The sequence below is a fragment of the Xenorhabdus lircayensis genome, assembly GCF_016306625.1.
GTDB classification, from domain to species: domain Bacteria; phylum Pseudomonadota; class Gammaproteobacteria; order Enterobacterales; family Enterobacteriaceae; genus Xenorhabdus; species Xenorhabdus lircayensis.
Map to the genome: position 1 here is coordinate 1 of NZ_JACOII010000035.1, position 13,688 is coordinate 13,688.

General features: G+C 41.6%; 12 protein-coding genes, 2 pseudogenes and 1 other annotated feature. Of the genes and pseudogenes, 8 read left to right on the forward strand and 6 right to left on the reverse strand.

Annotated elements, in window-relative coordinates; translation table 11 throughout:
• Positions 1-159: 159 nt before the first annotated feature.
• The 3 genes from clpB to rluD all read right to left on the reverse strand — a co-directional run bounded on the left by clpB (position 160) and on the right by rluD (position 4,576).
• On the reverse strand, positions 160-2,733 hold the full coding sequence (gene clpB, locus H8A87_RS09615) for an ATP-dependent chaperone ClpB (protein WP_198689757.1): 2,574 nt from the start codon (positions 2,731-2,733) through the stop codon (positions 160-162).
• Between the two features lie 129 nt (positions 2,734-2,862).
• A complete protein-coding gene (gene yfiH / locus H8A87_RS09620) occupies positions 2,863-3,594 on the reverse strand; it encodes a purine nucleoside phosphorylase YfiH (protein WP_198689758.1) in 732 nt (243 codons plus the stop codon).
• A 4-nt stretch (positions 3,595-3,598) separates the two neighbouring features.
• On the reverse strand, positions 3,599-4,576 hold the full coding sequence (rluD, locus tag H8A87_RS09625; RefSeq protein ID WP_198689759.1) for a 23S rRNA pseudouridine(1911/1915/1917) synthase RluD: 978 nt from the start codon (positions 4,574-4,576) through the stop codon (positions 3,599-3,601).
• Positions 4,577-4,723: 147 nt separating this feature from the next.
• On the opposite strand from rluD, the gene bamD reads away from it, so the two are divergent.
• The 3 genes from bamD to pheA all read left to right on the forward strand — a co-directional run bounded on the left by bamD (position 4,724) and on the right by pheA (position 7,710).
• On the forward strand, positions 4,724-5,446 hold the full coding sequence (bamD, locus tag H8A87_RS09630; RefSeq protein ID WP_198689764.1) for an outer membrane protein assembly factor BamD: 723 nt from the start codon (positions 4,724-4,726) through the stop codon (positions 5,444-5,446).
• Positions 5,447-5,846: 400 nt separating this feature from the next.
• Positions 5,847-6,179, forward strand: a complete 333-nt coding sequence (gene raiA, locus H8A87_RS09635) for a ribosome-associated translation inhibitor RaiA (RefSeq protein WP_198689760.1) — start codon at positions 5,847-5,849, stop codon at positions 6,177-6,179.
• 180 nt (positions 6,180-6,359) lie between these two features.
• Positions 6,360-6,484, forward strand: a sequence feature (Phe leader region).
• Positions 6,485-6,555: 71 nt separating this feature from the next.
• Positions 6,556-7,710, forward strand: coding sequence for a bifunctional chorismate mutase/prephenate dehydratase (pheA, locus tag H8A87_RS09640; protein WP_198689761.1), 1,155 nt, complete (start codon positions 6,556-6,558; stop codon positions 7,708-7,710).
• 56 nt (positions 7,711-7,766) lie between these two features.
• On the opposite strand, the gene tyrA is transcribed toward pheA, so the two are convergent.
• Positions 7,767-8,888 (reverse strand): bifunctional chorismate mutase/prephenate dehydrogenase, encoded by a 1,122-nt coding sequence (gene tyrA, locus H8A87_RS09645; protein ID WP_198689762.1) that lies wholly within the window; start codon positions 8,886-8,888, stop codon positions 7,767-7,769.
• Between the two features lie 5 nt (positions 8,889-8,893).
• Positions 8,894-9,988: a 3-deoxy-7-phosphoheptulonate synthase gene (locus H8A87_RS09650; protein ID WP_269749537.1), complete on the reverse strand. Its 1,095-nt coding sequence runs from the start codon at positions 9,986-9,988 to the stop codon at positions 8,894-8,896.
• Between the two features lie 518 nt (positions 9,989-10,506).
• Between H8A87_RS09650 and H8A87_RS09655 the strand changes: the two are divergent.
• The 5 genes and pseudogenes from H8A87_RS09655 to H8A87_RS19845 form a co-directional block, all read left to right on the forward strand.
• A pseudogene (locus H8A87_RS09655) lies at positions 10,507-11,482 on the forward strand (anaerobic C4-dicarboxylate transporter); the annotation flags it as partial.
• Positions 11,480-12,055, forward strand: a pseudogene (locus H8A87_RS09660) (DNA cytosine methyltransferase); the annotation flags it as partial. The pseudogenes H8A87_RS09655 and H8A87_RS09660, both read left to right, overlap by 3 nt.
• The gene (locus tag H8A87_RS09665; RefSeq protein ID WP_232370165.1) at positions 12,034-12,282 is read left to right on the forward strand and encodes a DUF7301 family protein; all 249 of its coding nucleotides are present in this window, start codon (positions 12,034-12,036) and stop codon (positions 12,280-12,282) included. The pseudogene H8A87_RS09660 and the gene H8A87_RS09665, both read left to right, overlap by 22 nt.
• Entirely contained in the window at positions 12,279-12,683 is a 405-nt protein-coding gene (locus tag H8A87_RS19840; protein ID WP_232370166.1) for a hypothetical protein, read from the forward strand. The genes H8A87_RS09665 and H8A87_RS19840 overlap by 4 nt, the downstream gene beginning before the upstream one ends.
• 51 nt (positions 12,684-12,734) lie before the next feature.
• Complete coding sequence (locus tag H8A87_RS19845) at positions 12,735-12,968, forward strand: hypothetical protein (protein WP_232370167.1); 234 nt, start codon at positions 12,735-12,737, stop codon at positions 12,966-12,968.
• Between the two features lie 211 nt (positions 12,969-13,179).
• On the opposite strand, the gene H8A87_RS09675 is transcribed toward H8A87_RS19845, so the two are convergent.
• Positions 13,180-13,494, reverse strand: coding sequence for a hypothetical protein (locus H8A87_RS09675; protein WP_198689763.1), 315 nt, complete (start codon positions 13,492-13,494; stop codon positions 13,180-13,182).
• Positions 13,495-13,688: the final 194 nt, after the last annotated feature.

A 13,688-nucleotide genomic window follows, 5' to 3' on the forward strand; every position in this document is an offset into this window, starting at 1 on the left:
TGAGACTGGCAATAGTTTTTTTTAAAAAAAACCATCAACCGCTCAATTATCCCCCAAAACAGCCTGGAGCGATGTTTTATTAGACTATAAAAAGAAAAAAGAGGTGGAAAAATCACCTCTTTCTTCTTTTTATATTACAAACTCTTCAAACAACCAATGTTATTGCCTTGCAACAATGCGATTATTTTCCAGATCCAAAGTCACCAATTTACCCGGAATCAATTTGCCAGAAAGAATTTGTTGAGCTAGAGGATTTTCAATCTCTTGCTGGATAGCCCGTTTCAATGGGCGAGCACCATATACAGGATCAAAACCAGCTTCGCTCAGTTTCTCCAACGCTGGAGGTGTCATCGTAACCGGATAACCACGTTCTTCCAGACGCCGATATAAACGCTGCAATTGAATGTTCGCAATAGATGTCAAATGTTCTTTTCCTAATGGATGGAACACAACAACTTCATCAACACGATTAACAAACTCAGGTCTGAAATGATGACCAACCACTTCCATCACCATATCTTTCATTCCCGTATAATCCAGTATACCAAAACGTTCCTGAATCATATCTGAGCCTAAGTTTGAGGTCATAATCACAACCGTATTGCGAAAATCAACCGTTCTCCCCTGCCCATCAGTCAAACGACCGTCGTCCAATACCTGCAACAAAATATTGAAAACATCTGGATGTGCCTTTTCTACTTCATCCAGCAAGATGACAGAATAGGGACGACGACGCACCGCCTCTGTCAGATATCCTCCTTCCTCGTATCCAACGTATCCAGGAGGAGCGCCCACCAACCTTGAAACGGCGTGTTTTTCCATAAATTCCGACATATCGATGCGCACCATGGCATCATCACTGTCGAACAAGAAATTAGCCAACACCTTACACAATTCTGTTTTACCTACCCCAGTTGGCCCCAAGAACATGAAAGAACCAATCGGGCGGTTGGGATCAGATAATCCCGCTCTGCTACGGCGAATCGCATTCGATACGGCATTGACAGCTTCGTTCTGCCCGATAACACGTTTATGCAATTCTTGCTCCATGCGCAGCAATTTATCTTTTTCACTTTCCAGCATTCTGGATACAGGAATTCCTGTCCAGCGAGCAAGAATTTCAGCGATTTCAGCATCCGTAACGTTGTTACGCAGCAGTTTCATATGATGATTTTCTGCTGTTGTTGCCGTTGCCAGACGTTTTTCCAATTCTGGAATTTTTCCGTACTGAATTTCAGACATTTTGGCTAGGTCACCATTACGGCGAGCTTTTTCTAATTCAAGGCGTGCATTCTCTAACTCGGCCTTGATATTCTGAGTGCCAGTAAGTTCTGCTTTCTCTGCTTTCCACTCTTCTTCCAGTTCAGAGTATTCACGCTCTTTTTCTGCCAATTCGTCGTTCAGCATTTCTAAACGTTTTTTACTGGCATCATCAGACTCTTTTTTCAGTGCTTGCTGTTCAAGCTTTAATTGAATAACACGGCGTTCCAGACGATCTAATGCTTCTGGTTTAGAATCCATCTGCATACGCAGGCTTGCTCCAGCCTCATCAATCAGGTCAATTGCCTTGTCAGGCAGCATACGATCAGAAATATAGCGATGAGATAATGTCGCGGCTGCAACGATTGCCGGATCGGTAATCTGTACATGATGATGAAGCTCATATCGCTCTTTGAGTCCACGCAAAATAGCAATGGTATCTTCAACAGTAGGCTCTGCGACGTAAACTTTCTGGAAACGACGCTCCAAGGCCGCATCTTTTTCAATGTACTGACGATATTCGTCCAGTGTTGTCGCCCCAACACAGTGCAGTTCACCACGCGCCAGAGCGGGTTTCAGCATATTACCAGCATCCATTGCGCCTTCGGCTTTACCTGCTCCTACCATGGTATGCAATTCATCAATAAACAGAATGACTGAGCCTTCCTGTTTGGCAAGATCGTTCAAAACACCTTTCAAACGCTCTTCAAATTCGCCACGATATTTCGCACCAGCCAGAAGCGCTCCCATATCAAGAGACAGAACGCATTTGTTTTTCAGGCCCTCAGGAACTTCACCATTAATAATACGCTGTGCCAAGCCTTCAACAATGGCGGTTTTCCCAACTCCCGGTTCGCCAATGAGAACAGGATTATTTTTAGTTCGACGCTGCAATACCTGAATTGTACGACGAATCTCTTCATCACGCCCAATGACAGGATCCAATTTGCCTTGTTCAGCACGTTCAGTCAGATCAATTGTATATTTCTTTAACGCTTGACGCTGATCTTCTGCGCCTTGATCATTCACTTTTTCACCACCACGCATCTGTTCTATTGCCTTAGTGATTTTATCTTTGGTTGCTCCGACAGCTTTCAATATGTCATTTAATGTTCCACGTTCTTCTATCGCTGCCAGAACAAAGAGTTCAGAGGAGATAAAGTTATCACCTGCTTTTTGCGCAAGTTTGTCACACAGGTTTAAATAACGTCCCAGCTCATTGGATACCTGTACATCCCCACCATTGCCTTCTACTTTCGGCAATCGCTCCAAGGCCTGATTAAGTTGATTATTGAAACTACCCGTATCCACCCCAGCCGATATTAATAAAGGACGAACAGAACCACCTTCTTGATTGAGCAATGAGCTCATCAAGTGGATAGGTTCGATGAATTGATTATCACGCCCTAATGCGAGGGATTGGGCATCAGCGAGAGCAAGCTGGAATTTATTGGTAAGACGATCCAGACGCATAACACCTCCAATACTGGTCAGAATTTGCTACTGGAAACTAGATAAGGTCATTCCTTAAATATTCAAGGCCTTCTGAAAAGTTAATTGGAAACTTACCGCTATACGCCAAAGATCGTCCTGTGAAGTAGGTTATCGCAACCAGATTAAAGTTGCCATTCGTCCAGTGTTACCATCACGACGATAGGAGAAAAAATCACTTTCCTCCGTGACAGTGCACGCGGTTCCGCCAAAAATGTCTGTTATCCCCACAGACTGCAACTTTAATTTAGCCAGTAAATAAATGTTTGCCAGAAATTTATCGCCATAAGGTGTGAAGGCTTGTTCCAGATCAGAGTTAGTCTCGACAAAGGCCTCCCTGACTTCACTACCCACCTCAAATTTTTCAGGGCCAATAGCTGACCCCAACCACACGCGGATCATTTCAGGTTCAGCGTTAAATTGAGACACAGTATTTTCCAATACTCCTGCGCATAAACCACGCCATCCCGCATGAGCTGCTGCAACTTCATTTCCGGCAATACTGCAAAACAAAACTGGCAGGCAATCTGCTGTCATAACAGCACAAACCTGCCCAGAAACATTCGTGTAAACGGCATCAGCCTGATTATTTTCCTGTGACTGACCATCAAGAACGATAACACGAGTTCCGTGTACTTGTTCTAACCAAGTTGGCTGTTGTGGCAACCGGGCATATTCAACCAACAGTTTTCTATTCCGCTCTACACATACTGGAGTATCCCCAACATGATTACCCAGATTTAAACTGTCATAAGGAGGTAAACTTACGCCCCCCATACGGGTTGTGCTGCAAGAGCCAACATTATCAGGCTGTGGCCAATCAGGAAAAATCAGTGATGTCATTTACCTACCAATCCATCTCATCTTTGAAAGTTTCAGCATCCGCTTTCATTACTTCAACCAGTTTAACCATATCATCCGGTAATGGTGCATGCCATTCCATCTCAATCCCAGTGATCGGATGGTAAAGCCGTAACATGGTGGCATGCAATGCCTGACGATCAAAGTTGCGCATCACTTCTCTAAATTCATCTGAGGCTCCTTTTAAAGGACGAGGGCGTCCACCGTACAGAGGATCACCAACCAAAGGATGTTTGACATGTGCCATATGCACACGGATTTGGTGTGTCCTACCCGTTTCCAGACGCAAACGCAAACGGGTATGTGCCCGAAAATGTTCCATGATGCGATAATGGGTAACAGCAGGTTTTCCCATAGGATGCACGGCCATGTGTGTCCGTTTGGTTGGATGACGGGAAATAGGCTCTTCTACCGTACCGCCTGCTGTCATACATCCCAAGGCAATAGCTTCATATTCACGGGTTATTTCGCGCAGTTGCAAAGATTCCACCAGACGGGTCTGTGCTGGGACGGTTTTTGCGATAACCATCAACCCTGTTGTATCTTTATCAAGGCGATGAACAATACCCGCACGAGGCACATCTGCAATCTCAGGAAAGCGGTATAACAAGGCATTCAATACTGTGCCATCAGGGTTACCTGCCCCTGGATGGACAACCAAATTTCGTGGTTTATTGATTACCAGAATATCGTCGTCTTCATAGACAACATTCAGTTCGATATCCTGTGGTTCCCAACGCGCATCTTCTTCAATGATGGCATCAATGGAAATTTCTTCGCCGCCCAGTACTTTTTCTTTTGGTTTATTAATTAATTTACCGTTAACTTGAACTTTATTGTCCAAGATCCACTCTTTTATACGTGATCTGGAATAATCAGAGAACAATTCAGCCAACGCTTGATCTAAACGTTGACCAAGCTGAGATTCAGCGACTATTGCATTAAGTCGGATTTGTTGTGCCATATATAACTTCTATATTTTACGTTGAGTTTTGACGGCGAGGCCGTTTCATTTAAAATAGTGTGCTATTGTAACTCTATATTTTGCCGGGAGCTTCACGGACAGTCTCCCAGAAAACACTCAGAGGATAATCAACACGTGATGATTCGCATGAAATATCTGGTGGCAGCGACCACATTGAGCCTGGTTTTATCTGGATGCTCCAACAATAAGGATGCTGTTCCTGATATCCCGCCATCTCAGATTTATTCAATCGGGCAGGAAAAGCTGCAAGAAGGTAACTATAAAGCGGCTATCAAGCAATTGGAATCTCTTGATAACCGTTATCCTTTTGGACCATACTCCCAACAGGTTCAGCTTGATTTGATCTATGCTTACTACAAATCAGCGGAATTCCCACTGGCTCTCGCATCCATTGACCGTTTCATGCGCCTGAACCCAACCCACCCTAATATCGACTATGTACTGTATATGCGTGGTTTGGTGTCACAAGCTCTAGATGATAGTACCTTACAAGACTTTTTCGGTATTGACCGTTCAGATCGTGACCCAGAACATGCCCGTGCTGCATTCCGTGATTTTAATCAGCTCGTGCGTTACTATCCAGGCAGTCAGTATTCAGTCGATGCCACCAAGCGTTTAATATTCCTTAAAGAACGCTTGGCCAAATATGAACTTGCAGTTGTGAAATATTACACTAAACGCAGCGCTTATGTGGCAGTTGCCAATCGCGTAGAACAAATGTTACGCGATTATCCTAATGCTAACTCGACTCTGGAAGCTCTCCCTTATATGGAATCAGCTTATAAAGAATTAGGACTAACGGCCGAAGCAAATAAAGTCGCACAACTTATTGCGGCCAATCCTGCATAAGACTTAATAACCCCCATAAGTTTTAAACAGATGCTAAAAAACAGCAGCTAAACGGCTGTTGTTTTTTTATGGAATTTGATTTTTGTGAGACTCGGCTTTTGCCTTTTTGTTCTGTTTTAGCCGAAAATTTGAGTATATTTAAGCTATGCTTTTAATATTTTCATGCTAAAAACAATTCAAATTTTGTAATTATAACACGATTTATAATACCATAACTGACCGATAATGACGCATAATGCCCTACTTCGCAACAAATATTCTCCATATCTTCCTTGACTATCACAATTCTGTCTCTTGCTTCCGAAATCACACGACAAAAGTGATTTAGATCATTCTTTTTACGCAAAAGAGCGGTATGCTGGATTCATCAAAGACGGAGTGACATTAAAGAGGTAACTATATGTTAGTAAACATTACCAGCAAGCAAATGGAAATTACCCCCGCAATTCGTAGCCATGTGGAAGACCGTCTAAATAAGTTGAGCAAATGGCAAGTCAATCTAATTAATCCACATATCGTACTCTCAAAAGAACCGCAAGGATTCTTGGTTGATGCCACCATTGGCACACCGAATGGCACATTGGTTGCCAGTGCCAAACATGAAGATATGTATTCGGCCATCAACGAGTTACTGACAAAATTAGAGCGTCAGCTCAATAAAGTACAACATAAGGCAGAAGCTCGCCGTGCTGATAACAGTGTTAAAGAGTCCAACCTTGACTTAGAAGTATAACCATAATTCTTGTTCTAACGCGCTCATTGAGCGCGTTTTACGCTTTGTTTATGTACCCAATATCCAGCAAAGCAGCTGTTTGAAAAATGAAGGGAATAAAAGCCTTCTGTTGACACTCCACACCAAATAGGTTAATTAAAGTACATTATTGAAACCATAAAGTAATGCGCTAACAAACCAAATGACTATCAATCTGTCTTTCTTATTTTTTTCTTTTTCACCTTCTCATAAGGAGGTTGTTTCGTTTTAAAGAGAAATTAAGAAGACGAACAAAAAACCTCCCTACTGATGGGAGGTTTTTTGTTTTACAGGCCATAAATAAACTATACCCATAATACACAAACTATACTCATAATAAGAATGTCAGGAACATGCTATGGAACGAGATTTAGTTAATTTACGAGAAGAAATTAGTAATATTGATGCAGACTTACTGGACTTGCTCGCTAAACGTCGGCAATTAGCCGAAAATATAGCCCAAACAAAACTTCTCGATCACCGCCCTATCCGAGATAAAAATCGTGAACGGGAACTACTAAATACATTAATTGATAAAGGGAAATCCCGTGGATTAGATGGATTCTACATTACGCGGTTATTTCAGATGATCATTGAGGATTCGGTTCTTACTCAACAGGCTTTGTTACAGCAACATCTGAATCAGACTCCTTACGATTCTGCCCGCATTACTTTTCTAGGGCCAAAAGGTTCCTACTCTCATCTTGCAGCTCGCCAATTTGCCGCTCGCCACTTTAACCAATTGGTTGAGTGCAGTTGCCACAAATTCCCGGATATTTTTTCATTGGTTGAAATTGGTCAGGCTGATTATGGCATCCTGCCACTGGAAAATACCAGCTCTGGGGCAATCAATGAAGTTTATGATTTATTGCAACATACGCCTTTATCCCTTGTCGGGGAGATAACCCTGCCAATCAATCACTGTTTATTGATTGCCGAGCAAACTGATATTTCAAGGATAAAAACCGTTTATAGCCACTCTCAACCTTTCCAACAATGCAATCAATATCTCAATAAATACCCCCACTGGAATATTATCTACTGTGAAAGTACAGCCGCTGCCATGCAAAAAGTAGCTGAACTCAACTCACCAGAAGTGGCTGCTCTAGGCAGTGAGGCAGGAGGGGCTCTCTATGGATTACAGGTTTTAGAAAACAATTTGGCGAATCAGCAAGATAATAGTACTCGCTTTATTGTTGTTGCACGCAAACCTATTGAGGTATCAGATCAAGTTCCCGCCAAAACCACTTTTATCATGTCAACAGGACAGCAAGCTGGTGCTCTGGTTGATACTCTCATTATTCTGAAGAAACACGATATTGTCATGGGTAAGTTGGAGTCTCGCCCAATAAACGGAAAACCGTGGGAAGAGATGTTTTATATTGATGTACAAGCCAATCTGCGATCCATGAAAATGCAACAAGCGCTTAAAGAGCTATCAGAAATTACTCGCTTTTTGAAAGTATTGGGAAGTTATCCATCAGAAAATGTGATTCCTATCGACCCAATTTAAAGTAAAAAACCGGATGTTTTCATCCGGTTTCAACACTTTATAAACGTACCAAAGTACTATATCCGACTATCACTGGCCTGTTGCAAAAGCGCCCGACTTTCTTTCATAAATCGGATAGCTTCATCTCCAAACCACTCACTTACTTGGTTAAAGCTCTCAATGAAAGCCGATTTATCTCGATTTTCCAATATCTCTAGAGCCTGCCCAAAACTTTGGTGATAGCGACGGATCAGCTCAATATTCTCAGGACTCGACATAATGATATCCGCATATAGCTGGGGATCTTGTGCGAATAATCGTCCCACCATCGCCAGCTCCAATTGGTAGATTGGTGAAGACAGTGAGAGCAATTGCTGTAAGTTGATATCTTCTTTTGCAAGATGTCGCCCGTAAGAGAAAGTCGTGAAATGGCGCAGCGCCTGAATGAAACTCATATTTTTATCATGCTTCTCTGCGCTAATTTGATGCAAACGCGCTCCCCATACCGATATTTGTTCCAAAAACCATTGATATGCTGCAGGATGACGCCCATCACAATACACAACCACCTGTTTGGCAAAGCTACCTACATCTGGCCCAAACATAGGATGCAGTCCTAAAACAGGCCCTTGATGCACATCAAGCATTGCATTTAAAGGTCTTTGTTTGATGGAAGCCAGATCAACCAGAATGCATTGTTCTGGCAAAGGAGGTAAACGACGGATAATCTTTTCAGTCAAATGAATGGGAACACTGACGATAACCATTCCTGCATCTGCCAATAGATGTTCGGCTTTATCCCAATCGCCAGCCTCAAACACTCTGACCTCATAACCAGACAGGGTCAATAATCGGCTGAACAACTTCCCCATTTTTCCTGAACCACCTACGATGACTACTGGCCCCAAGTGAGTACAGAGTTTTTTAAAGCCTTTATTGTTTTCACTGACATAGGACTCACGCATAATACGGCGCAAGATATCTTCAATTAGATCAGGCGGAATCCCCATATTTTCCGCTTCCTGACGGCGGGAAGCCAGCATTGCTGCCTCCCTGTCAGGTGCATAAATCGGTAAGCCAAGATGGCTCTTAACTTCTCCAACTTGTGCCACTAAATTCATGCGCTGCGCCAGCAAAGCCAATAAGGTTTTATCTACCTCATCAATTTGTTCTCTCAATTGCGACAATTCTGCTGCCATATTGATTACCCTGCTTTTTCCATCATCATGTTGCTATTTGCCAAATGTGGAGCAATTTGCTGATGTAATTTTCTTAATACCTGCTCTGTAGTCTGCCAATTAATACAGGCATCAGTTACTGAAACACCATATTTCATCTCAGCACTAGGCTGTTCGGAGGATTGATTGCCTTCGTTAATATGGCTTTCTAACATAATACCAATTATGGATTGATTTCCAGCCATAATCTGTTCAGCAACAGAATCCACTACGACGCTCTGACGACGAAAATCTTTGTTGGAATTACCGTGACTGCAATCAATCATCAATGATGGTGTTAGCCCTGCTTTAATCATTTGACGTTCGCAGTCAGCAACATGTGCAGCACTGTAATTCGGTGCCGCACCACCACGCAGGATCACGTGTCCATTCGGGTTGCCTTGAGTTTGCAGCAAACACACTTGCCCTGACTGATTTATGCCCATAAAACGGTGGGGCATTGCAGCTGCTTTCATAGCATTAATTGCGGTATTCAAATTACCATCAGTGCCATTTTTAAACCCGACCGATACAGACAAACCCGATGCCATTTCCCGATGAGTTTGAGATTCGGTCGTTCTCGCTCCAATCGCTGACCAACTAAATAAGTCCCCCAAATACTGAGGGTTATTGGGATCAAGCGCTTCATTCGCCAAAGGCAATCCCATTTCTACCAAGTTCAATAACAAACGGCGAGCAATATGCAATCCGGCATCCATATCAAATGAACCATCCATATAGGGATCACTGATTAAACCTTTCCAACCAACCGTTGTACGAGGTTTTTCAAAATAGACACGCATAACAATATACAGACAGTCACTCAATTCAGCAGAAAGAGTTTTCAAACGGCGGGCATAGTCGAGGGCAGCATCCACATCATGAATTGAACATGGGCCACATACCACCAATAAACGAGGATCACGATGCTGAATGATATCAGCAATAGTATTACGTGCATTTGTGATGGCATGCAGATCGTTGCGACTTAGTGGATATTTCTGTTTCAGTTCTTCTGGAGTGATAAGAACCTGTTCATCAAGAATATGAACATTATTAAGCGCATCTTTTTGCATGATCATTTCTCTACCTGCCTTGTTTTGTCTGTTTAAGGTTTTTTTAAGTGTCTGGCAAATAACATACCATGCATCGTAAAGAATTCAATCCAAAAATGTAAATTTTATGGTTAAAGTGTAAATAAATAATTACAAAAAATCTTAATATTATTGATAATATAAAGATATCAATAAATTATTGAGTTTTAGTTCCAAATAGAAATATATATAAAAAATTTAAAGTTAATTTTTGTGAATTACTTTTCACAATTCCAGTCACAGTAGAAATATTTCATTAACAATCGGGATTTTATTTATTGAATAGAAAAAACCTTTTAAAATCATCTAATAAAAACAAGATCTCAATCCTATTTTTATATTCATATTTTAATAATATTAATATGCATTATTAGTGTTGTTATGAAACTATAAAACAAAATTTATAAAAAATAGCTAAGTTACGCAGATTCGAATCCTGTGTTATCAGTTTTTATTTATTTTTTAATCATTTATTAAGGACAGATATGATAACACTGTAATTATCCATAATAATCATATGCTTATTAATCGGTACGCGTTATGCGGGAATGGGATTAGGACTGATCAGTGGCATTGGACTTTTTATACTGACATTTGTTTTTGGCTTGGAACCCGGCAAGCCTCCCGTTGAGGTGATGCTCACCATTCTTGCCGTGATCGGTTGTGCCTCTGTTTTGCAAACAGCGGGGGGACTCAATGTCATGATGCAATTTGCAGAGCATCTTCTGCGTCGTCATCCACAACACATTACCATTTTGGCACCATTGACAACTTGGACTCTAACTTTTCTTTGTGGTACAGGCCATGTGGTTTATACCATGTTTCCAATCATTGGTGATATCGCCTTGAAAAAAGGTATACGCCCCGAGCGTCCAATGGCAGTTGCCTCTGTTGCTTCCCAAATGGCAATCACAGCCTCTCCCGTTTCTGTTGCCGTTGTTTCTTTGGCGTCAATTATTGCTGCCAGTCATGGTATTGACCAAGCTTACAGCATATTGGAGATTTTGGCCGTTTCAATACCAGCATCGCTAACCGGGATAATACTTGCTGCATTATGGAGTTTACGACGTGGGAAGGATCTTGATAAAGACAAAGAGTTCCAAGAAAAACTCAAAGATCCAAAGCAACGTGAGTTTATTTTATGGTGGTTCAGAAACGTTATTGGATCGAGCCTTTCCTAAACAAGCTTATTGGCCGACTTGGATTTTCTTTGCTGCAATTGCAATCGTAGTCTTATTCAGCACCTTTACAGATTTACGCCCTGCCTTTGAGGTAAAAGGTACGTTAAAACCTCTCTCCATGAATCTGGTGATCCAAATGATGATGTTAATCGCAGGGGCAACCATGTTAATAGTATGCAAAGTTAAAACCAATGAAATCGCCAACGATGCAGTATTCAAAGCGGGCATGGTTGCGATTTTTTCTGTCTTTGGCGTGGCATGGATGAGTGATACCTTTTTCCATTCACATTTAGGTGAATTACTCGACGCTCAATATTTCGGAGTGGCCCAACAACGCCGCAGTGTATTTGTTGTCGCAAGCGCTAGAACAAACTTCTGTCCCGCAACGGTACTTTTTGAGCCGGACAGCGTGCGCCGGCATCCTGAACCGCGCACAACGGCGGGGAAAACAGTTACCCCCCACGCTGTTATCGGTAGTCACTGGGACTCAGAACTCAATCCGCACCCGACCTTAAACCAGAGTCATAACACGGGTGGGATCGGAATGAGTAATCAGGAAATATTTTCCCAGCGCGGGAGTGGGCTGGTATCCACCTATCGCCTGCTGTCGTTCGGCGAATACCGGACAGATGACATCTCATCAACACTAAGATCACGGGACGATAAAAGCGCCACTGACCTGATAACAATTCATAACGCAGTGCGGAGATTAACGCCCGTAGAGTGCGAGCGGTTACAGGGCTTTCCTGATAATCACACCCGAATTCCGTGGAACGGTAAAACAGCGGCTGACTACCCCGATGGTCACCGCTATCGGGCAATAGGCAATTCAATGGCCGTGCCGGTGATGGCATGGATTGGGAAACGAATTTTAATGCAGATGAGGCAACAATGAAAAAACTCACCACAGCCAGTGAATTATTGAAAAGTGATTTAGATACGTACTTTGCCCGCCATAGAAAATGGTGGAAAAACACCCGAAATAACCCTCATCAGCGTGCTTTTAAAACAATCAAATCCCGTCGGGATAAGGTGTTGCGACAAATCATTAAACGTGACTTAGCGGCAGGCATTCTTATTCTGAAAAGAGAAATAAAATGAATAACATCACCTTAAAGTTAGATACCGACATCATTTACGACATTAACCGTAAATTTGTTTTAGATTTATTTGTCTGGCAGAAGCGCTGGAAAGCCAATCAGCATCACCGAAACCGCTTTTTGCATAAATGCAGACAAGCGGACGCTGATTATTATTTCGTGCTGGAAGCGTTAAGTGATGCCTGCCGGACGGGTCAGAATAAGTTTTTTATGTCAAATAAGGAATTATTGCCGATTTTTGTTCACTACGTTGCTCAGTATTTCCCACAACAGCAAGCAGATTTAATCGAAAATGCCGAAGAAATCCGGTTATTGACGCTCAGTAATGGCGCTGAAATCCGCTTTACGCATGAAAACAGCCATGTTGCTGCCCTATGTGGAGATGTCTATGTGTCAGAGTGAGCTTGGTCGGATAACCCCATTCGGTTGGTGCAATTAGCGTTGAGTCTATCAATGCATAAGAAATGGCATAGAACGTTTTATTCCTCCAGAGGTTCAGGGGATAACGGTGAGGAGGCTTATAAGAAGTTTTTTACCCTGAATCGTATCAAAGGTGAATCAGTATTTTTCGATACGGTCACGTTGTTTGATAATGACAATTTTTTGGATGAAGAACGGATTATTGAGCACTATTCACGAAAGGAGTTTGAAGAACTGTTTTTGTGTCGGTTACCGCATGAACGGTAGTAATTAGGAAAAATAGGATTCAATGAATATATCATACATAAATGACATATTGTTTTACAATTAACAAATTAAAATACTTAGATTGACTCTGACGTACAAAACTCTCAGTGTGGATACCTTATTGCAAAGGAGTAGTGAATTATTTTCTAATAAACATAACTTCACCACTCCAATATATGATTAATGCTTTCTTGAAAGGATTAATCAGTATTTAATTACGTCCAATTATTTTAATTCTAAATGGAGATTCACCGAACTGATCTAAATACAATTTTGTGTTAGTGTTAAATACTCTATCAATTCCTTGTCCAATAGCGTTTACTCCGTAACTAATTTCAGTTTCTTCTCCGAGCCCTTGTGAATAACGAAGAACTAATTTCTTTAATTGATCATCTTCTCGGGAACCATAAAATACCGTCTTTGCCGACCTGTTATCTATTATTGCTGTTGCACTTATGCCACTAGCAGCAGTCAAGGTGACGGTTATACGTTCTCCTACATTATTAATTATGTCTTTATAGCTCATATTATAAAACCTATCAATTATGTTTAGTAAGATGATGAGTAGACATAGCTTCGCTATGTTATGGTAAATTCAAAAAAATCTGGATAGTAGCTAGTTATAAGGGCACCTTCTTTTTTATTAAAAACATTATAAAAATACCCACCAAAACTAGCGTTTAATTCTTGGCTAAATAGGGGTTATGTATTAAATAGTTA

What these genes read in the sequence shown, in the direction of transcription:
- H8A87_RS09665 (WP_232370165.1), top strand. Translation starts at nt 12,034, where the DNA reads ATGGATTGGGAAACGAATTTTAATGCAGATGAGGCAACAATGAAAAAA.
- tyrA (WP_198689762.1), bottom strand. Translation starts at nt 8,888, where the DNA reads ATGGCAGCAGAATTGTCGCAATTGAGAGAACAAATTGATGAGGTAGAT.
- rluD (WP_198689759.1), bottom strand. Translation starts at nt 4,576, where the DNA reads ATGGCACAACAAATCCGACTTAATGCAATAGTCGCTGAATCTCAGCTT.
- H8A87_RS19845 (WP_232370167.1), top strand. Translation starts at nt 12,735, where the DNA reads ATGCATAAGAAATGGCATAGAACGTTTTATTCCTCCAGAGGTTCAGGG.
- H8A87_RS19840 (WP_232370166.1), top strand. Translation starts at nt 12,279, where the DNA reads ATGAATAACATCACCTTAAAGTTAGATACCGACATCATTTACGACATT.
- pheA (WP_198689761.1), top strand. Translation starts at nt 6,556, where the DNA reads ATGGAACGAGATTTAGTTAATTTACGAGAAGAAATTAGTAATATTGAT.
- H8A87_RS09675 (WP_198689763.1), bottom strand. Translation starts at nt 13,494, where the DNA reads ATGAGCTATAAAGACATAATTAATAATGTAGGAGAACGTATAACCGTC.
- bamD (WP_198689764.1), top strand. Translation starts at nt 4,724, where the DNA reads ATGAAATATCTGGTGGCAGCGACCACATTGAGCCTGGTTTTATCTGGA.
- yfiH (WP_198689758.1), bottom strand. Translation starts at nt 3,594, where the DNA reads ATGACATCACTGATTTTTCCTGATTGGCCACAGCCTGATAATGTTGGC.
- raiA (WP_198689760.1), top strand. Translation starts at nt 5,847, where the DNA reads ATGTTAGTAAACATTACCAGCAAGCAAATGGAAATTACCCCCGCAATT.
- clpB (WP_198689757.1), bottom strand. Translation starts at nt 2,733, where the DNA reads ATGCGTCTGGATCGTCTTACCAATAAATTCCAGCTTGCTCTCGCTGAT.
- H8A87_RS09650 (WP_269749537.1), bottom strand. Translation starts at nt 9,988, where the DNA reads ATGATCATGCAAAAAGATGCGCTTAATAATGTTCATATTCTTGATGAA.